Below are 17,810 nucleotides of genomic sequence, written 5' to 3' on the forward strand. Positions count from 1 at the left end.
AAAATGCACCAGAAATGATCAAACCCAAAACTATGCCTGCACAATAATCAAAACCCATGTTGGCGCAACACTATAAGTGTGTGCAGGCATGGTGCGGCAGCCCTGCACTTGCCGCATGGCGGGGGGGCAGCTAGACCACGGGCGTGTGACAACTTCCTGTCTGAGACCGTTCGCCATGCGTGAAAAATCCATAGCCGTCATCGTGGTCGCCGCTGGTCGCGGCGAGCGGGCCTCTGCCAATGGGGAAAGCGAGCCCAAGCAGTACCGCCGGGTGGATGGCGTTGCGGTGCTAGAACGGACGATTGACGCTTTTTTGGCCTCGCCGCAGGTGAGCCAGATTTTGACGGTGATTCATGCCGATCATGGCGAGCGTTATGCGGCGCTCGGGCTGTCGGATGACCGTCTGCTGCCGCCAGTGATTGGCGGGGAAAGCCGACAATCGTCCGTGCTGGCCGGGTTGAAGGCGTTAGCACCGATGCGGCCGGACCTGGTGCTCATTCAGGACGCAGCGCGCCCGTTTGTCAGCACGGCGCTGATTGGCGACGTGGTGGCGGTGTTGGCGCAACTCGATGGCGCCCTGCCCGCGCTACCGGTAACCGACACCGTGAAGCGCTCGCTGGACGGCCAACTGGTCGCGACAACCGAAGATCGCAACCAGCTGTTTGCCGCGCAGACGCCGCAGGGCTTCCGGTTCAGCCAGATTTTTTCGGCGCATATGCGCGCCTCGACAGTTCGCCGACAATTCACCGATGACGCCGAGATCGCCGAATGGGCTGGTCTGCGTGTCGGCATGGTGATGGGTGACAGAAACAACATCAAGATCACGCATCCCGAGGACTTCGTCCGGGCCGAGCGGATCATTCATGGAGATAGCCTGATGGAAACCCGCGTTGGTACCGGTTTTGACGTTCACTCATTCGAGCCCGGCGATGTGGTGTGGCTGGGCGGCGTGCGCATCCCCTACAAGTTCAAGCTGAATGGCCATTCGGACTCAGACGTGGCGCTGCATGCGCTAACCGACGCAATTCTGGGCGCGATTGGCGAAGGCGATATCGGCGTGCACTTCCCGCCATCCGATATGCAGTGGAAGGGAGCGGCCTCGACCATTTTCCTTGAGCATGCCGGTAAACTTGTGACCGAACGCGGTGGTCGGATCGTCAATCTGGACGTGACAATCGTTTGCGAAGGCCCCAGGATCGCAGAACACGTGCCGGCGATGCAGGGGGTGATCGCCGCGACACTTGGGATCGCGACCTCGCGGATCGCGATCAAGGCGACAACCAGCGAGCGGCTCGGGTTTATCGGGCGGGAGGAAGGTATCGTGGCTATGGCAAGTGCAAGCGTAGAAGTGCCAAGGGTGGACTGATGGCGGCAAAGGCAGTAAGCGCGCCCGACAAGGGCAAACAGATTATCGACCTGCTCACCGCAGCCAACAAAACGATCGTTACTGCTGAAAGCTGTACCGCAGGCCTCGTGGCCGCGGCACTGACCGATGCGCCTGGGGCCTCCTCGGCGTTTTACGGTGGCTACATTACCTATGCCAATTCGGCCAAGTCGCGTCTGATCCATGTGCAGGCGCGGTTGATCCGCGATTACGGCGCAGTGTCCAACCAGGTGGCACGCGCCATGGCAGACGGCGCCCGCAACACAGCACGAGCGGATTTCGCCGTGGCGGTAACGGGCATTGCCGGGCCAGATGGCGGCAGCGACAAGAAGCCAGTTGGCTTGGTCTATGTGGCTGTGTCGTCAGAGCTGGCGACGCTGGTCATCGAACACAAGTTTGGCGATCTGGGTCGCGCCGAGATACGCCAGAAGAGCGTCGAGGCTGCGCTCGACGTTGTGCTGCAAGTGCTCAAGGGCACCACGGGCAACTAGGCGCCAACAAGAACGAACACGTTGCCGTCGGGAGCTTCCATGACGGCGACGTGGCCAGACTCTGTGGCGAATGGCTCGCGGATCCAGGTGATTTCCGCATTCGCCTTCAGTTCCGCAAATGTGGCACGCACATCGTCGACAGCGAGTTCGACCTCGGTGAAATTCACATCAGGATTGTCGCTGAGCACCAGTTCGGAGCTGGCCTGATCGGGAAACTTGAGCCCGACGAGTGTCCATAGCCGGCCGTCGTCACGCGGACGCTCAATTCTCCAAGCTTCCTTTAAACCCAGCGAAACATAAAACGACGTGGACTTCGCCACGTCGTTGGTTGGTACGCATACACATTCGATTTTCTTGATCATGGAGCCCCCTGCACCAGTTCAAATGAAATGCGGATTACCCGCCGTAGCGCCTATCGGCCTCGTCGATAAACGCCTGGATAATCTCTTCCTGCTTGGCAGCGAAAGCCGGCTCTGCGACCGCAGCGATCAGCGGATTCGCAATCTTGAAATCCACCTCGAACCGCACGCGGGCGCCCATACCCTCAGGCTCGAAGCTCCAGACACTATCGAGATAGGCGAATAGGCCATCGACAGCCTTGGCCCGAATGGTCAAGGCGTCGACGTCGTTGGTGACGCGGCTGGTATAGGCCTGGGTGACCGGGCCGAACGAGATCGTCATCTTGGCAAGGCGCACGTCTGCCCCTGCTGGCGCTGCAGGGTCGGTGCGCACTTCCATCGCCTTGCAGTTCGGGACGAACCGGGGATAGTCGTTGAGGTCGCTGACGATGTCGAACATACGCCTGGGCAGATGCGGCACGTGCCGTTCAAAGAAGCGCTTCATTAGTGACCGAGCTTCGCCATGCGGGCAGCCTTCAGAGCGGCGAAATCTTCGCCGGCGTGGTGCGACGAGCGCGTGAGTGGGCTCGATGAAACCAGCGAGAAACCCTTGGCCGTTGCGACAGTCGCGAAGGACTTGAACTCGTCCGGCGTCACGAAACGCTGCAATGGGTAGTGTTTCTTGGTGGGCTGGAGATACTGACCGATGGTCAGGAAATCCACGTCGGCAGAGCGCAGATCATCCATCAGCTGGAGGACTTCGTTCCGCTCTTCGCCCAGGCCGACCATGATGCCGGACTTGGTGAACATGGTCGGATCGAGTTCCTTGACCTTCTGCAGCAGACGGATCGAGTGGAAGTAGCGCGCGCCGGGACGCACCTTGAGATACTTGGACGGCACCGTTTCCAGATTGTGGTTGAACACGTCTGGCTTGGCGGCCACGACGATTTCCAGCGCGCCTTCCTTGCGGAGGAAGTCTGGCGTGAGAATTTCGATGGTGGTCTTCGGATTGCGCGCGCGGATCGCCAGGATCACATCGGCAAAGTGCTGCGCACCGCCATCAGCCAGATCATCGCGATCGACCGAGGTGATGACAACATGCTCGAGGCCGAGCTTCTGAACGGCCAGAGCGACTTTTTCAGGTTCGCTGGCGTCGAGTGGACCAGGCATGCCGGTGCGCACGTTGCAGAACGCGCAGGCGCGCGTGCAAATCTCGCCCATGATCATCATGGTGGCGTGCTTTTTGGACCAGCATTCCCCGATATTGGGGCAGCCAGCCTCTTCGCAGACCGTCACCAGACCATGCTCCCGCACGATCTGCTGGGTCTCCTTGTAGATCGGCGAGCCCGGCGCCTTGACGCGGATCCAGTCCGGCTTGCGCAGAACGACGCTGTCAGGCCGATTGGCCTTTTCCGGGTGGCGCGGCTTGAGCGCCGAATTATCGATGAGCGTAACCAATTTTGGTCCTGACTGGGCAGTGATGCCCGTTATATCGCTCCCAAACGCAGCCGGTTCAACCCGGCCTTATGACTATCGTGCGATGATGCGCGCGACGGCTATGACGACGATGGCACCGATGGTGGCCGTGATGACCTGACTGACCAGCACATTGCCAATGGGCAAAGAAACATTGAGCGCTGACAACAGCCAGCCGCCGACGAATGCGCCGATGACGCCCACGATGAGATTGCGCAGCAATCCACCGCCGCCAAGCACCAGCCCAGCGAGCCAGCCTGCAACAAGGCCAATTGCCAGAAAGATCAGAAGTTCTTGCGTGCCGATGCTCATGCCATGATCTCCGAGATGTCGACCCATTCACCATTACGGGACGCTGAGGTGATGGTCGCCTGCACGAGGGCAAGCGAATGCAGATTGTCCTCGCCCGAGCTGAAGCGCGCGGGCACAGTGCCTGTTTCGACGACTTTGGCGACAGCTGCCAGCGTGCCGACGCGGTCGGCATATTCAACGGGCTGCAGATCGAAAGGCGTTTCTTCGCCTTCAAGCGGACGCAGGCTTAAACGGTCTGGGCCTGACTTGCCCATGAAGTGATCCCGCGAGCTCCAGCGGATTTCGCCTTCCGAGCAATCCATCGACCAGTCGCCAGACCATGGCGTGGTGGGGCCGGTACTCATCCAGCTGCCGCTATAGGACACCATGGTGCCCTTTTCGAACTCGATAGTGGCCAGACCAACCGGATTGTGGCCGAATGGGCTGCCGGGTGGGTTCCAGGTGCGGCACGACACGCGCTTGGGCTCGTCGCCCAGCACCATGCGCATCAGGTCGAAGTGGTGGATCGACATATCGGCCAGCAACGGATCGGGCATGTCCCAATAGCGGTAGCCCTGGGTTGGACCGTGGCGGCGGAAATTGATGGTCACGAGGTTTACCGGGCCGAACTTCTGCGCGCCAATAAGCTCGGCAGCGGCAATCGGGCCGGGCTGGAAGCGGTAGTTCTGGCTGACCATCAGCACGCGACCGGCGGCCTTGGCGAGAGCGACCAGTTCCTTGGCCTGCGCGATGGTCGAGGCGAACGGCTTTTCGACGATGACGTTGAGGCCCAGCTCCAGGCAGCGCTTGACCACCGGATAGTGCGCTTCGGTCCGCAGTGTACAGATCGCCAGCTCGGCATCGGTGTTCTGGACGGCCGTTTCCAGATCAAGGAAGCACAGCTCGGGCGCTATCGTGAGTTCTGTCTGGACGCGCTGAACGGCATCTGGATTTGAATCCACATAGCCCACCATGTGAATGTTGGGAACATTGGGGATAACGTCCTTGGACCAGCTGAATCCCCAGTGTCCCAGGCCGATCTGCAATGCCTTGACCATGTGGATAACTCCTTCACGTTCGCCATTTGGTTCCACAGCGTCATTCCGGCGAAGGCCGGAATCCATGCTGTGTAGCCGCCGCGTGTTGAGAACCTTCAGAATGGACCCCGGCTTTCGCCGGGGTGACATCGCGTTTGCTGGCCCTTAGGCCTCAGATATTCAGTGCGCGGCCATAGGCGTCCAGCACACTCTCCTTCATCGACTCGGACAGGGTCGGATGTGGGAAGATCGTGTGGATCAGTTCTTCTTCGGTGGTCTCAAGGTTCATCGCGATAACGAAGCCCTGGATCAACTCGGTGACTTCAGCGCCAACCATGTGCGCGCCGAGCAGCTCGCCAGTCTTGGCGTCGAAGATGGTCTTGACCAGACCGTCTGGTTCGCCCAGCGCAATCGCCTTGCCGTTGCCGACGAAGGGGAAGCGACCAACCTTGATCTCGCGACCGGCTTCCTTGGCCTTAGCTTCGGTGAGGCCGACGCTCGCAACCTGTGGTTCGCAATAGGTGCAGCCGGGGACCTTGGTCTTGTCGAGGCCGTGGACCTTGAGGCCCGCAATCTTTTCGACGGTGATGACGGCTTCATGCTCAGCCTTGTGGGCCAGCATAGGCGGACCCGCGACGTCGCCAATGGCCCAAATGCCGTCGACATTGGTCTTGCCGTAGCCGTCGATGACGATGGCACCGCGCTCGGTTTTGACGCCAACGGTCTCAAGGCCGAGGCCTTCGATGTTGCACTGCACGCCAACCGCCGAGATCAGCTTGTCGCCGGAAATCTGCTGCTTGGAGCCGTCCTTGAGCTCGACATGAGCGGTAACGCCGGACGCGGTCTTTTCGACCTTGGCGACCTTTGCATCGGTCAGGATCTTGATGCCGCGCTTCTCGAGTCGCTTGCGGGCGAGGCCTGCGATTTCTGCGTCTTCGACCGGCATGATCTGCGGCAGCAGCTCGATAATGGTCACTTCCGCGCCCATCGAGCGGTAGAAGGAGGCGAACTCGACACCAATCGCGCCCGACCCCATCACCACCAGCGACTTTGGCATGGCAGCAGGCTTCATGGCCTCGAAGTAGGTCCAGATCTTGTCGCCATCGGGCTCGATGCCGGGCAGCACGCGCGGACGCGCGCCGGTGGCGATGATGATGTTCTTGGCCTTGTAGGTGCCCTCACCCAACGGGTTCTTTGGCACAGGACCCTGGGGCTGGACGATGGCCTTCTTGGTCGGCGCGACCTTGACTTCACCGGGCTTGGTGATGACGGCCTCGCCCCAGATGATGTCGACCTTGTTCTTCTTCATGAGGAACTGGACGCCATTGTTCATCTGCGCAGCGATGGCGCGCGAGCGCTTCACCACGCCATCAATGTCAACGCCGAACTTCTCGACCGTCAGGCCATAGTCCTTGGCGTGGCTCATGTGGCCGTAGATTTCTGCCGAACGCAGCAGAGCCTTGGTGGGAATGCAGCCCCAGTTGGAGCAGATGCCAGCCATATGCTCGCGCTCGATGATGCCCACCTTCATGCCGAGCTGTGCGCCACGGATGGCAGCAACATAACCGCCGGGACCGGCGCCGATAACGAGAAGGTCGTATTGGTCAGCCATTTGGGCCTCCAGTATTGTCTAAAACGGGCATCAGCAGCCCAGCATCGGTTTGACGAGCAGATCGGCGCCACCGGAAATCCGGTGGGCGCCGCAAGTCAGGCAATTGTGGCGGACGAGCATGAAGTTCATCCGCCCTGCCCCTTAGGCCAGCATCATCACCGGGTTTTCGATCAGGCCCTTGAAGACGCCGAGCAGTTCGGCACCGAGGGCACCGTCGACGGCGCGGTGATCGCAACTGAGGGTCACCGTCATGAAATTGGCGATCTTGACCTGGCCAGCTTCGGCATAGACGCGCTCTTCACCCGCGCCAACGGCGAGGATGGTGCCGTGTGGTGGGTTGATGACGGCCTGGAAATTCTTGATGCCGAACATGCCCAGATTGGACACCGAGGACGAACCGCCCTGGTATTCGTGGGGAGCCAGCTTCTTGGACTTGGCGCGACCAGCGAGATCCTTCACCTCGTCAGAGATCTGACGGAGGGTCTTGGTATCGCAGGACTTGACGACGGGCGTGAACAGACCACCGGGCACCGAGACGGCAACCGCGACGTCGCTACGCTTGTGGTAGAGGATCGAGTCCCCGGCCCAGGTTGCGTTGGCCATTGGCACGCGCTGCAGTGCAACGGCCCACGCCTTCATGACAAAGTCATTGACCGAGAGCTTGTAGGCCGGCTTTCCGTCCTTGCTCTTGGGCGCCTGTGCGTTGATCTGCTCGCGGGCGGCAAGCAGGCCGTCGATCTTGCAGTCGAGCGACAGGTAGAAGTGCGGAACGGTCTGCTTGGACTCGGTGAGGCGCGCGGCCACAACTTTGCGCATGCCATCGTTTGGCACGAGGTCGTAGGTGCCCTCTTCGTAGAGCGCGATCACCTGAGCCTTGGTCATGCCCGTTGGGGCAGCGCCGCCAGCAGCTGGTGCGCCTGCCGAAGCTGGAGCCGCCGCCTTGAGCGGTGCCTTGCCGGACTTGGCGGCTTCGACGTCGGACTTGACGACACGGCCCTTTGGACCAGAGCCCGAAATGGCAGCGACGTCGATGCCTGCTTCTTTAGCGAGGCGACGAGCGAGTGGCGAAGCGAAAGTCTTGCCACCTTCAGACTTTGCCGCAGGGGCCGGCGCAGCAACGGCCTTGGGCGCAGGCGCTGCGGCTGGCTCTGCCTTAGCTGCAGGCGCTGGCGCCTCGGCCTTTGGAGCCTCGGGCGCGGGGGCGGGAGCGGCCTTGGGGGCGACGACTGCATCGGCGCTTTCGCCATCCTGCAGCAGCACGGCGATGACGGCGTTGACCTTCACGCCCTCGGTGCCTTCGGCGACCATGATCTTGCCGATCTTGCCCTCGTCGACGGCCTCGACTTCCATGGTAGCCTTGTCAGTTTCAATCTCGGCAATGACGTCACCGGAGGAGACTGTGTCGCCCTCCTTGACGTGCCACTTGGCGAGCTTGCCCTCTTCCATCGTGGGAGAGAGCGCCGGCATGGTGATTTCGATTGGCATGGCGCGTCTCCTTACGAGCGGTAGGTCACGGCGTTGACGGCCGCGATCACTTCATCGACGTTTGGCAGCGCCAGCTTTTCAAGGTTGGCGGCATAAGGCATTGGCACGTCCTTGCCGGTGACACGGATCACTGGGGCGTCGAGGTAGTCGAACGCCTGCTCCATGACGCGCGCCGACAACTCGGAGCCGATGCCGCCCTGAGGCCAGCCTTCTTCGACGGTTACCAGACGGCCAGTCTTCTTGACGGATTCAATGACAGTGTCGCTATCGAGCGGACGCAGCGTACGCAGATCGATCAACTCGACGTCGATACCGGCAGCAACCAGCTTTTCAGTCGCCTGCGTGGCGTAGCGCATGCCCATGGAGAACGACACGATGGTCACATCTGCGCCCTTGCGGGCAATGCGCGCCTTGCCGATTGGCAGCACGAAGTCTTCGACCTGCGGCACCAGGCCGGTCGAACCATAGAGGATTTCGTTTTCGAGGAAGACGACCGGGTTTGGCGAGCGAATGGCAGCCTTGAGCAAGCCTTTGGCGTCGGCAGCGCTATAGGGCGCGATGACGGTGAGGCCGGGAACGTGGCTGTACCAAGCCGAGTAGTCCTGGCTGTGCTGTGCGCCAACGCGCGAGGCAACGCCGTTTGGACCGCGGAACACCATAGGTGCATGCACCTGGCCGCCCGACATATAGAGCTGCTTGGCTGCGGAGTTGATGATCTGGTCAATCGCCTGCATGGCGAAGTTCCAGGTCATGAACTCAACGATTGGCTTGAGGCCGGCGAAGGCCGCGCCGACCGCGAGACCAGCAAAGCCATGCTCGGTGATCGGGGTGTCGATGATGCGCTCTGGGCCAAATTCCTGCAGCAGGTTCTGGGTGACCTTGTAGGCACCCTGATACTCGGCAACCTCTTCGCCCATCACGAAGACGTCCTTGTCGCGACGCAATTCTTCGGCCATGGCCTCGTTCAGCGCCTGACGGACGGTCATTTCGACCATTTCGACGCCGGCTGGCAGATCGGGATCGCTCTGCGCTTCAAACTTGGGAGCAGCGGGAACCGACGCGGCGGCGGGGGCGGCTTCCGCGGCCCTCTCGGCAACCACGACGGGTGCTTCGGAAGGCTCAGGAGCAGTTTTGGCGGCAGGCGCCGCAGCGGCGGTTTCGCCTTCAGCCAGCACGAGCGCGATTGGGGTGTTGACCTTCACCGCTTCGGTGCCTTCGGCAATCAGCAACTCGGTGACGACGCCTTCATCAACCGACTCGACCTCCATTGTCGCCTTGTCGGTTTCGATTTCGGCCAGCACATCGCCGGACTTGACCTTGTCACCGACCTTAACCAGCCACCTGGAGAGCTTGCCCTCTTCCATGGTAGGCGACAGCGCGGGCATGAGAATTTGAGGCATATCAGCTCTCCAGAATAGCAGCGCCGGGCATGGTGGCCACACGGCGGAGTTCGAAATTAGCGGCAAATTGCGCAGGAATGATGCGCGCATCAGTGAGGCTTGGCGCCAACGAAGCGGTGGTCTGCGCCGGGGCCTGGCTGGTGGCAAAGCCGCTGAGGATCAACCCCAGGACGATGAACACCAGGAAGGCGACAACGGCGCGCTTGTAGATGGCGAGATGGGAGACCGCAGCAGGACCTGCCTTTTCTGCGATCCGATCAAATTTCCACCATCCAAGCGGCATGAACGAACCCAGTTGCGCGCCAGCGGGTGCAACGCGCACCATGGCAACCCCCTGCGCAACCGCCAGAGCGAGCGAGAGGACTGCAAAAAGGGCGATCACGCCGATCAGGATGGCCATCTAATGCCTCAGGCCTCGATGGTGATGTCGGTCCACAGCTCGGCTGCATCCGGCTCTGGATCATTGGTGGCAAAATCGGCCGCCTCGGTGACGATGGCGCGGATTTCGCTTTCCAGCGTCTTGAGGCTTTCCTCGGTTGCAAAACCCGTTTCGAGCAGACGCGCCTTGACCTGTTCGATCGGGTCACGCTCCTGACGGTACTTGGTCACTTCGTCCTTGGAACGATATTTCGCCGGATCGGACATGGAGTGGCCGCGATAGCGATAGGTCAGCATTTCGAGAATGTATGGACCATTGCCGGAGCGGGCATGTTCGATGGCGCGCTTGGCGGCATCATAAACCATGCGCACATCCATGCCATCGACCTGCTCGCCCGGAATGTCGAACGATGCGCCGCGCTGGGAGAAATCGGTGGTGGCCGACGAGCGCTCGATCGAGGTGCCCATGGCGTATTTGTTGTTTTCGATGATGAACACGACCGGCAGCTTCCAGAGCTTGGCCATGTTGAAGCTCTCATAGACCTGGCCCTGATTGGCAGCGCCGTCGCCGAAATAGGCAAGGCTCACCGAACCGTCACCCTTATACTTACTGGCAAAAGCCAGACCAGTACCGAGCGAAGCCTGCGCACCAACAATACCGTTACCGCCATAGAAGCGATGCTCGTTGGAGAACATGTGCATGGAGCCGCCCTTGCCGCGGCTGAGACCGCCGGAACGGCCGGTCAACTCAGCCATGACGCCCTTGGGATCGAGACCCATGACCAACATGTGGCCGTGATCGCGATAACCGGTGATCTGAGCGTCCTTGCCCTTTTCACTGGCCATGGTGATCCCGGTGACCACAGCTTCCTGGCCGATATAAAGATGGCAGAAACCGCCGATCAGGCCCATGCCATACATCTGGCCGGCCTTTTCTTCGAAACGCCGGATCAGGAGCATCTCGCGATAGGCTTCGAGCTCCTGCTCATTCGTCAATTCAGGAACATTGGGTTGCGTCTTGACCTTGGTGGCCACAGCCTTACGCGCCATAGAGAACGCTCCGCATAGAAATGGATTTGCCGCTGGCCGGAAGTTGGCCACATCGGCGCATCATAAAGCAAGGCAAGGGTAGAACACAATGCTTCACGACGCGTTCAAACGCAGTCTAAAGCGTTGGCGCAGAACCAATAATCGAGCTTAACTGATCTTCAGCTAATTCTTTGAATGAACCGGAAAGCGGTTTACCGGACACCGGATCAACCATGATCAGCACATCGTCTGCGTGGGCCATGTTCAGCAAAGCGCGGGCGCGCTCCGTGACAATATCGGGATCTAGACGGCGGCTATCCATCAAAGTCGCCCGATGGCTAAACGCATCGATCTCGGCCTGCAGCGCCGAAGACTGCGCCTTCAGCACGTCGATGTCAGCTAAAATCTGAACACGATTCTCAATGCCGAATTGCCCACCAATGGCTGAGAAGCCAAGGTAACCCTGAAAGCCCAACAGCGCTACAGTGAGAGCCAGCGGGCGCCAAAATGGGGGGCGTTTGAGACGAGTGGGCATGGGCGAACCGGATTTGATCGGCCCCAACATGCCTGATGAGGACTTAACACCGGGTTGCGAATCCCTGCCGAGACAGCGCATTTTGGTAGGCACCCTGCCCGGCCACACGCCAATCGCCTTCTGAGTATAGAGCGTAGCGGAGACTGACTCATGTCTTGCCCACAGACCGAAATAATTGGGGATGTTGCAGAACATAACTGGAACATGTATGGTCGTTCCGCCTATGTTCCGATTCCCCGAGAGGGCCCCATGCTGACGCGCAAACAACACGAGCTGCTGATGTTCATCCACGAACGGATGAAGGAAAGCGGGATCCCTCCTTCCTTTGACGAGATGAAGGATGCGCTCGATCTGGCATCCAAGTCGGGCATTCACCGGCTCATCACGGCACTCGAGGAACGCGGCTTTATTCGGCGCCTGCCGAACCGGGCCCGAGCGCTTGAAGTGGTGCGACTGCCCGATTCCATGAACCCCTCGCTTGGTGGCCGCAAGGCCCGCTTTGAGCCAGCGGTGATCGAGGGCAATCTGGGCAAGGTCGCGTCACCACCAGCGCGGGTTTCGTCCTCCGCTTTGGAAGACTATGCTCGCCCTATCTCCATTCCAGTTATGGGCCGTATTGCGGCTGGTACGCCAATTGAGGCCATCCAGACGCATTCTCACACGATCGCCGTGCCACCCGAAATGCTGGGCGCCGGTGAACACTACGCTCTCGAAGTGCGCGGCGACTCGATGATCGATGCTGGTATTTTCGATGGCGACACCGTCCTCATCAAAAAACAGGATCAGGCCAGCACAGGCGAAATCATCGTCGCTCTGGTGGATGATGAAGAAGCAACGCTCAAGCGCCTGCGCCGCAAGGGCAATACCATTGCCCTCGAAGCCGCCAACCCGGCTTACGAGACCCGCATCTTCCCGCCAGACCGCGTGAAGGTTCAGGGGCGCCTGGTCGGGCTACTGCGCAAGTATTGACGGCCGTCACACTTACCGAAAAGGTTTGCCCGGTCATCTTACGTGGCCCGCTGGATGACCGGGAAATTCTGGTGTTCAGACATCCTCTTGCAGGCATTCAGCTGGTAAAAGGGAAACTTGAGCGCCCTGAGGCCGTCGAAGCGGGCGCGCTACGCGAATTGGCGGAAGAGTCTGGCATCAAAGATGCGGTCGTGACTGCCTGTTTTGCCCCAAGCAGCTCCATTGTTCCCAATCAGCTTTGGCACTTCGTCGCGATAAGTGCATCGGACTTGCCAGACCGATGGGTACATGACGCCGCCGACGACGGCGGCCATCGCTTCGAGTTCTTTTGGTGGAAGCTCAGCGAGGCGGCCACTGAGCTCTGGCACCATAGTTTTGTACGGGCGCTGGGACACATCTCTGCCAATCTGAACCCGCAGCTTGATACTGCCGAAGGCGTCATGGCGCTCTATGGCGTCAGGATCAACGAGCACCGTTTTGACTCGTTGGTCGAGCTGATCGCAGACGACGCTGTGTTCTGGTTTAGCGACGGGTCGCATGTGGGCATCGCCGCTGTTCGGCGCGCGTTTGAGGCGACTTGGGATCGCCTGCGTGCGAAACCTACTGGCTCGAAGATGTGTGCTGGATTGCGTCCGGCGACCAGGCAGCCAGTTGCATCTACCGATTTCGCTGGCGCGCCACGGTCGATGGCGTGACAAGATCTGGCGAGGGGCGCGGCACGTCGGTTCTACGCGCGGGCCCGGACGCTTGGCGGATCGTGCATGAACACCTCAGCCCAGTGGCATGAAGCATAAAATGAGAAAGGCCCGCCAGATTGGCGGGCCTTTCTCTTGAGCGCGATGCTCTTAGTGGTTGTCGCGCGGAATGCCTTCAGATTGAGCAATGCGCTGGTACTTTTCAGCAGGCTTGAGAATTGCGCCGTCGCCGAGCTGACCAACGATACCGCGCTGGATTTCCTGCCAGGGCGTCTGGTGCTTTGGATACTTATAGCCCCCCGAAGCCTCGAGATCAGCGCGACGGGTCGCGATTTCCTCGTCGGAGATCAGGATGTTTGCGCTGCCCTTGTTGAGGTCGATGCGGACGCGATCACCTGTCTTGAGGATCGCGAGATTGCCGCCCGCTGCCGCTTCCGGAGATGCGTTGAGGATCGATGGGGAGCCCGATGTGCCGGACTGGCGACCATCACCAATGCAAGCGAGAGCTGTGATGCCCTTCTTGATGAGATAGGCCGGTGGGCGCATGTTGACGACTTCGGCAGCGCCCGGATAGCCGATGGGACCTGCGCCGCGCATGAACAGCAGCGTGTTTTCATCGATTTCAAGCGAGGGATCATCGATCCGGTGGTGGTAATCCTCAGGACCGTCGAACACGACGGCCTTACCCTCAAACGCGCCCGGGCTGGCCGGGTTATTGAGGTAGCGATCGCGGAATTCGGACGAGATCACGGATGTCTTCATGATGGCGTTGTCGAAGAGATTGCCACGCAGTACCAGGAAGCCCGCGTCAACCTTAAGCGGATTGTCGAAGTGGCGGATGACCTTGTCGTCCTGGATCGGCGTGTTCTTGCAGTTCTCGCCGATGGTCTTGCCGTTGGCGGTTGGTGCGTCTTCGCGGATCAGGCCCTGCTTCATCAGCTCGTTGACGACCGCCGGTACGCCGCCGGCGTGATAGAAGTCTTCACCGAGATATTCACCAGCGGGCTGCAGGTTCACCAGCAACGGCACTTTGTGGCCGTGCGTCTGGAAGTCCTGCAGATCGAGCTCGACACCAATGTGCTTGGCGATTGCCTGAATATGGATCGGCGCGTTCGTCGACCCACCAATGGCCGAATTGACCACGATGGTGTTGATGAAGTTGTCCTTGGTCATGATGTCGGAGGGCTTGAGGTCCTCACGCACCATGTCGACGATGCGCTTGCCGGTGCGGTAGGCCATTTCCTGACGGTCACGGTATGGCGCGGGGATCGAGGCAGAGCCGGGCAGCTGCATGCCGAGCGATTCCGCCAGCGAGTTCATGGTGCTTGCGGTGCCCATGGTGTTGCAGAAGCCGGTCGACGGCGCTGATGACGCAACCAGTTCAATGAACTGGGCATAGTCGATCTCGCCGGCCGCCATCATCTGACGGGCCTTCCAGACGATAGTGCCGGAGCCAGTACGCTCGCCCTTGTGCCAGCCATTGAGCATGGGGCCGACCGAGAGCGCGATGGCAGGAATATTGACGGTCGCTGCACCCATCAGCATCGCAGGCGTGGTCTTGTCGCAGCCGATGGTCAGCACGACGCCATCGAGTGGGTAGCCGTAGAGCACTTCGACGAGGCCGAGATAAGCTAGGTTACGGTCGAGGCCTGCGGTTGGGCGCTTGCCGGTTTCCTGAATGGGATGAACCGGGAATTCAATGGCGATGCCGCCCGCTTCACGGATGCCTTCGCGCACGCGCTCGGCCAGCACGATGTGGTGGCGATTGCAGGGGCTGAGATCGGAACCGGTCTGGGCGATACCGATGATCGGCTTATTGGACTGCAGTTCCTCACGCGACACGCCGAAGTTCATGTAGCGCTCGAGATAGAGCGCGGTCATGTCCGGATTGTCGGGATTGTCGAACCAGGCCCGCGAACGCAATTTCTTGGGAGCTGCGTCGTTACCGCTGCCATTTCCTGCAGTCATATCAGTTTTCCTCAGTGCTCAGCGCGACGTTTTTCCGTCCCACATTTGGAGTCGTTCTAACATGGCTGCGGCAAGAGGGAAGCAAAAATCATACAAATGACTGGTGTTTGAAATACATCGGTGAAATGTTGCGGATCGCGCAAACCGCCTTACCAAACGCCGCGAATCTGCTGCACATTTTTGGTTGGTGGACGTGCCAACCAGACGCAGAGAATCGGGCTGGCTGAAACGGGACATGGCCGCTAGGGTCGCGCTGCCGTTCCAGTATGCACCGGTGCAGAGAGGGTTTCGTGGCTATTATTGCAGAATGGGTCGCCGTCGATTGGGGCACCTCAAATCTACGGGCTTGGGGATTGGACAGCGGTGGGGCCGTGGTCTTTGAGAACACTTCCCCAAAGGGCATGGGCAAGTTGCAGCGCGAGGAATTCCCCACGGCGCTGGCTGAAGTGCTGGCCGGCGTATCGGCGGCGAATGACGGCGCGCTCGACGTGCTGATCTGCGGCATGGCTGGCGCGCGACAGGGTTGGCTCGAAGCCCCCTATCTCGAAGCACCAACCGACTTGAGCGGATTGATTGCCGGTGCGGTGCGCCCGGCAATGCCAGATGGTCGGTTTGTTCCGGCCATTTTGCCTGGCGTTTGCCAGAAGAATGGCAATGACAATGTGATGCGCGGTGAAGAAACCCAGTTGCTTGGGCTAGCATCGCTGCGCCCTGGTTTTTCCGGCGTCGTCTGCATGCCGGGCACTCATTCGAAATGGGCGCAGCTGTCGGGCACCAAGATCGATCACTTCTCCACCGCCATCACCGGAGAAATGTTTGAAGTGCTGCGCACCCATTCCGTGCTGCGGCACTCGCTGGCCGGTGATCTCGATGGCCCTGCCCGCGCCGATGGTTTTGCTGCTGGCGCGGCAGCGGGACTAGAGCGGCCGGAACAACTGCTGGGGCAGCTATTTCAGGTACGTGCCGGATCATTGTTGTCGGGCCGCACGCCGGATTGGTGTGCGGGCTTTCTTTCGGGGCTGCTGATCGGCACCGAAATCGGCAGCAACCGTCATTTGATTGGCGAGGCGCCAGTGCCATTGATTGGCTCGGCACCGCTTTGCGCGCTCTATGCTCAGGTTCTGGGCATGATCGGCGCCAAGGGCGAAACACAAGATGCGACGGAAGTCGTGCTGGCTGGCCTAAAGGCCGCGCGCGGCTTTGCCGCCTGATTACTGGAGATAGTCTGATGAACCACCGCCATATTATCGCAATCCTGCGGGGCATCACGCCGAACGAGAGCGTTGCCGTGTGCACGGCGCTAATCGAGGCCGGGATCACCATGATCGAGGTGCCGCTGAACTCGCCGGACGCGCTGACCAGCATTTCGCTGGTGTCGAAGGCGTTGAGCGATCGCGCCGCGATTGGCGCCGGTACCGTCTTGACGCCAGAGCAGGTTCGCGCCGTTGCCGACGCAGGCGGCACCTTCATCGTGTCGCCCGACACCAATGCCGCTGTGATCGAAGAGACGGTGCGTATCGGGCTGCTGTCTTATCCCGGCGTGTTTACGCCGAGCGATGCGTTCACCGCCGTTCGTGCTGGTGCAACGGGTCTGAAGTTCTTCCCGGCGGAAGTGTTGGGGCCGAAGGGCATCAAGGCGATGAAGGCTGTGCTGCCGCCAGCCTTGCCGCTCTATGCGGTTGGCGGAGCAAATCCGGACAACTTCAACGAGTACTTTGCTGCCGGTTGCGCTGGCTTTGGCCTTGGCACCTATCTCTATAAGCCTGGCACGAACGCAGCGCAGGTTGCTGAATATGCCGCCAAGGCCGTGGCCTCTTACGATGCGGGGAAGGCAGCATGAGCGAGACAGCGAAACTCCTCGTCGATTCACAGTGCCAGCTTGGCGAAGGCCCGATCTGGCATGAAGGCCGCCAGCAACTGTTCTTTTTCGACATCAACGAGCAGACGCTGTTCGCGGTGACCGAAGACGGCGAAATCGCCGACCAGTGGCTGTTCAACGAAATCGTCGCTGCGGCCGCCGTGCTGGATGACAACACGCTGGTGCTGGCAACCGAGACGGGCCTCAAGGGGTTTGACCTCGCCACTGGTGGGCTCGCCCGCATCAACGAGATTGAAGCCGACAACGCAGCGACACGGACCAATGACAGCCGCGTGCACCCATCCGGCGCGTTCTGGATCGGCACGATGACCAAGAGCGAGGAAGAAGCCGCAATTGGTTCTGTCTACCACTACCGCGCGGGCGAACTGAGCACGATCAAATCAGGCATCCGCATTCCAAACGCGACTTGCTTTTCGCCGGACGGCAAGATCGCCTATTGGACGGATACCCCGACCAGGAAGATCATGCAGTGTGCCACTGACCCGGCGACCGGCCTACCGATTGGCGAGTGGACCCTGTTTGCGGACGTGAGCGATCACCGTGGCTGGCCTGATGGTGCGGTCGTGGATAGCGAAGGCTACCTATGGAACGCGCGCTGGGGCGGCAATTGCGTGGTGCGCCATGCGCCGGACGGCTCGATTGATCGCGTGATCGAAGTGCCCGTGAGCCAGGTGAGCTGCCCGGCTTTTGGCGGCAAGGACCTCAAAACCCTGTTCATTACCACCGCAGCCAAGAACCTCACGCCCGAGCAAGTCGCGGAAGAGAAGGTTGCCGGCGGCCTGTTCGCCATCAAGGTCGACGTTGCCGGCCAAGCTGAACCCCGCATCACTCTCTGAGAGTTGA

20 protein-coding genes are annotated in these 17,810 nt (G+C 60.4%); 8 read left to right on the plus strand and 12 right to left on the minus strand.

The genetic code is table 11. From position 1 onward, the window contains the following. Positions 1–175: 175 nt before the first annotated feature. Positions 176–1,366 carry a bifunctional 2-C-methyl-D-erythritol 4-phosphate cytidylyltransferase/2-C-methyl-D-erythritol 2,4-cyclodiphosphate synthase gene (locus WH87_RS03560; protein WP_046138461.1) on the plus strand — a complete coding sequence of 397 codons (1,191 nt, stop codon included), beginning with the start codon at positions 176–178 and terminating at the stop codon, positions 1,364–1,366. After that, positions 1,366–1,875: a CinA family protein gene (locus WH87_RS03565; protein WP_046138460.1), complete on the plus strand. Its 510-nt coding sequence runs from the start codon at positions 1,366–1,368 to the stop codon at positions 1,873–1,875. The genes WH87_RS03560 and WH87_RS03565 overlap by 1 nt, the downstream gene beginning before the upstream one ends. Here WH87_RS03565 and WH87_RS03570 read toward each other — a convergent pair. The 11 genes from WH87_RS03570 to WH87_RS18775 form a co-directional block, all read right to left on the minus strand. Beyond that, a complete protein-coding gene (locus tag WH87_RS03570) occupies positions 1,872–2,237 on the minus strand; it encodes a VOC family protein (RefSeq protein ID WP_046138459.1) in 366 nt (121 codons plus the stop codon). The two genes, WH87_RS03565 and WH87_RS03570, sit on opposite strands and share 4 nt — an antisense overlap. A 34-nt stretch (positions 2,238–2,271) precedes the next feature. Next, positions 2,272–2,718: a type II toxin-antitoxin system RatA family toxin gene (locus WH87_RS03575; RefSeq protein ID WP_052952302.1), complete on the minus strand. Its 447-nt coding sequence runs from the start codon at positions 2,716–2,718 to the stop codon at positions 2,272–2,274. Next, the gene (gene lipA, locus WH87_RS03580) at positions 2,718–3,671 is read right to left on the minus strand and encodes a lipoyl synthase (RefSeq protein ID WP_046138458.1); all 954 of its coding nucleotides are present in this window, start codon (positions 3,669–3,671) and stop codon (positions 2,718–2,720) included. Before lipA ends, WH87_RS03575 begins: the two co-directional genes overlap by 1 nt. Before the next feature lie 72 nt (positions 3,672–3,743). Further along, entirely contained in the window at positions 3,744–4,001 is a 258-nt protein-coding gene (locus WH87_RS03585; protein WP_046138457.1) for a GlsB/YeaQ/YmgE family stress response membrane protein, read from the minus strand. Beyond that, a complete protein-coding gene (locus tag WH87_RS03590; protein WP_197410717.1) occupies positions 3,998–5,038 on the minus strand; it encodes a Gfo/Idh/MocA family protein in 1,041 nt (346 codons plus the stop codon). The genes WH87_RS03585 and WH87_RS03590 overlap by 4 nt, the downstream gene beginning before the upstream one ends. 151 nt (positions 5,039–5,189) lie before the next feature. Next, a complete protein-coding gene (gene lpdA / locus WH87_RS03595) occupies positions 5,190–6,629 on the minus strand; it encodes a dihydrolipoyl dehydrogenase (protein ID WP_046138455.1) in 1,440 nt (479 codons plus the stop codon). A 141-nt stretch (positions 6,630–6,770) separates the two neighbouring features. Beyond that, entirely contained in the window at positions 6,771–8,114 is a 1,344-nt protein-coding gene (locus tag WH87_RS03600; protein ID WP_046138454.1) for a pyruvate dehydrogenase complex dihydrolipoamide acetyltransferase, read from the minus strand. A gap of 11 nt (positions 8,115–8,125) precedes the next feature. After that, on the minus strand, positions 8,126–9,514 hold the full coding sequence (locus tag WH87_RS03605) for a pyruvate dehydrogenase complex E1 component subunit beta (RefSeq protein WP_046138453.1): 1,389 nt from the start codon (positions 9,512–9,514) through the stop codon (positions 8,126–8,128). Between the two features lies 1 nt (position 9,515). Then, complete coding sequence (locus WH87_RS03610; protein WP_046138452.1) at positions 9,516–9,914, minus strand: hypothetical protein; 399 nt, start codon at positions 9,912–9,914, stop codon at positions 9,516–9,518. An 8-nt stretch (positions 9,915–9,922) separates the two neighbouring features. After that, on the minus strand, positions 9,923–10,942 hold the full coding sequence (gene pdhA / locus WH87_RS03615; RefSeq protein ID WP_046138451.1) for a pyruvate dehydrogenase (acetyl-transferring) E1 component subunit alpha: 1,020 nt from the start codon (positions 10,940–10,942) through the stop codon (positions 9,923–9,925). Positions 10,943–11,057: 115 nt separating this feature from the next. Next, complete coding sequence (locus tag WH87_RS18775) at positions 11,058–11,456, minus strand: FtsB family cell division protein (protein WP_197410718.1); 399 nt, start codon at positions 11,454–11,456, stop codon at positions 11,058–11,060. 249 nt (positions 11,457–11,705) lie between these two features. On the opposite strand from WH87_RS18775, the gene lexA reads away from it, so the two are divergent. The 3 genes from lexA to WH87_RS19950 are packed head-to-tail and all read left to right on the plus strand — an operon-like array spanning position 11,706 to position 13,212. Continuing rightward, a complete protein-coding gene (lexA, locus tag WH87_RS03625) occupies positions 11,706–12,425 on the plus strand; it encodes a transcriptional repressor LexA (RefSeq protein WP_046138450.1) in 720 nt (239 codons plus the stop codon). Further along, on the plus strand, positions 12,422–13,120 hold the full coding sequence (locus tag WH87_RS19945; RefSeq protein ID WP_245622299.1) for an NUDIX domain-containing protein: 699 nt from the start codon (positions 12,422–12,424) through the stop codon (positions 13,118–13,120). Before lexA ends, WH87_RS19945 begins: the two co-directional genes overlap by 4 nt. Beyond that, positions 13,117–13,212, plus strand: a complete 96-nt coding sequence (locus WH87_RS19950; protein ID WP_245622300.1) for a nuclear transport factor 2 family protein — start codon at positions 13,117–13,119, stop codon at positions 13,210–13,212. Before WH87_RS19945 ends, WH87_RS19950 begins: the two co-directional genes overlap by 4 nt. Before the next feature lie 58 nt (positions 13,213–13,270). Here the strand turns inward: WH87_RS19950 and WH87_RS03635 are convergent, their stop codons facing one another. Next, positions 13,271–15,088 carry an IlvD/Edd family dehydratase gene (locus tag WH87_RS03635; RefSeq protein WP_046138449.1) on the minus strand — a complete coding sequence of 606 codons (1,818 nt, stop codon included), beginning with the start codon at positions 15,086–15,088 and terminating at the stop codon, positions 13,271–13,273. 290 nt (positions 15,089–15,378) lie between these two features. Here WH87_RS03635 and WH87_RS03640 point away from each other — a divergent pair, with 290 nt between their 5' ends. Genes WH87_RS03640 through WH87_RS03650 form a run of 3 tightly spaced genes read left to right on the plus strand, consistent with a single transcriptional unit; the run spans position 15,379 to position 17,803 of the window. Next, a complete protein-coding gene (locus WH87_RS03640; protein WP_197410719.1) occupies positions 15,379–16,299 on the plus strand; it encodes a 2-dehydro-3-deoxygalactonokinase in 921 nt (306 codons plus the stop codon). Between the two features lie 17 nt (positions 16,300–16,316). After that, positions 16,317–16,928, plus strand: coding sequence for a 2-dehydro-3-deoxy-6-phosphogalactonate aldolase (locus WH87_RS03645; protein ID WP_046138447.1), 612 nt, complete (start codon positions 16,317–16,319; stop codon positions 16,926–16,928). Continuing rightward, complete coding sequence (locus WH87_RS03650) at positions 16,925–17,803, plus strand: SMP-30/gluconolactonase/LRE family protein (protein WP_046138446.1); 879 nt, start codon at positions 16,925–16,927, stop codon at positions 17,801–17,803. Before WH87_RS03645 ends, WH87_RS03650 begins: the two co-directional genes overlap by 4 nt. Positions 17,804–17,810: the final 7 nt, after the last annotated feature.

The sequence above is a fragment of the Devosia epidermidihirudinis genome, assembly GCF_000971295.1.
In the GTDB taxonomy this organism is placed as follows: Bacteria; Pseudomonadota; Alphaproteobacteria; order Rhizobiales; family Devosiaceae; genus Devosia; species Devosia epidermidihirudinis.

Bases quoted from the DNA above. Each gene is read 5' to 3' on its own strand.
- WH87_RS03560 (WP_046138461.1), top strand. From the start codon at position 176: ATGCGTGAAAAATCCATAGCCGTCATCGTGGTCGCCGCTGGTCGCGGC.
- WH87_RS03565 (WP_046138460.1), top strand. From the start codon at position 1,366: ATGGCGGCAAAGGCAGTAAGCGCGCCCGACAAGGGCAAACAGATTATC.
- WH87_RS03570 (WP_046138459.1), bottom strand. From the start codon at position 2,237: ATGATCAAGAAAATCGAATGTGTATGCGTACCAACCAACGACGTGGCG.
- WH87_RS03575 (WP_052952302.1), bottom strand. From the start codon at position 2,718: ATGAAGCGCTTCTTTGAACGGCACGTGCCGCATCTGCCCAGGCGTATG.
- WH87_RS03585 (WP_046138457.1), bottom strand. From the start codon at position 4,001: ATGAGCATCGGCACGCAAGAACTTCTGATCTTTCTGGCAATTGGCCTT.
- WH87_RS03590 (WP_197410717.1), bottom strand. From the start codon at position 5,038: ATGGTCAAGGCATTGCAGATCGGCCTGGGACACTGGGGATTCAGCTGG.
- lpdA (WP_046138455.1), bottom strand. From the start codon at position 6,629: ATGGCTGACCAATACGACCTTCTCGTTATCGGCGCCGGTCCCGGCGGT.
- WH87_RS03600 (WP_046138454.1), bottom strand. From the start codon at position 8,114: ATGCCAATCGAAATCACCATGCCGGCGCTCTCTCCCACGATGGAAGAG.
- WH87_RS03605 (WP_046138453.1), bottom strand. From the start codon at position 9,514: ATGCCTCAAATTCTCATGCCCGCGCTGTCGCCTACCATGGAAGAGGGC.
- WH87_RS03610 (WP_046138452.1), bottom strand. From the start codon at position 9,914: ATGGCCATCCTGATCGGCGTGATCGCCCTTTTTGCAGTCCTCTCGCTC.
- pdhA (WP_046138451.1), bottom strand. From the start codon at position 10,942: ATGGCGCGTAAGGCTGTGGCCACCAAGGTCAAGACGCAACCCAATGTT.
- WH87_RS18775 (WP_197410718.1), bottom strand. From the start codon at position 11,456: ATGCCCACTCGTCTCAAACGCCCCCCATTTTGGCGCCCGCTGGCTCTC.
- lexA (WP_046138450.1), top strand. From the start codon at position 11,706: ATGCTGACGCGCAAACAACACGAGCTGCTGATGTTCATCCACGAACGG.
- WH87_RS03635 (WP_046138449.1), bottom strand. From the start codon at position 15,088: ATGACTGCAGGAAATGGCAGCGGTAACGACGCAGCTCCCAAGAAATTG.
- WH87_RS03645 (WP_046138447.1), top strand. From the start codon at position 16,317: ATGAACCACCGCCATATTATCGCAATCCTGCGGGGCATCACGCCGAAC.
- WH87_RS03650 (WP_046138446.1), top strand. From the start codon at position 16,925: ATGAGCGAGACAGCGAAACTCCTCGTCGATTCACAGTGCCAGCTTGGC.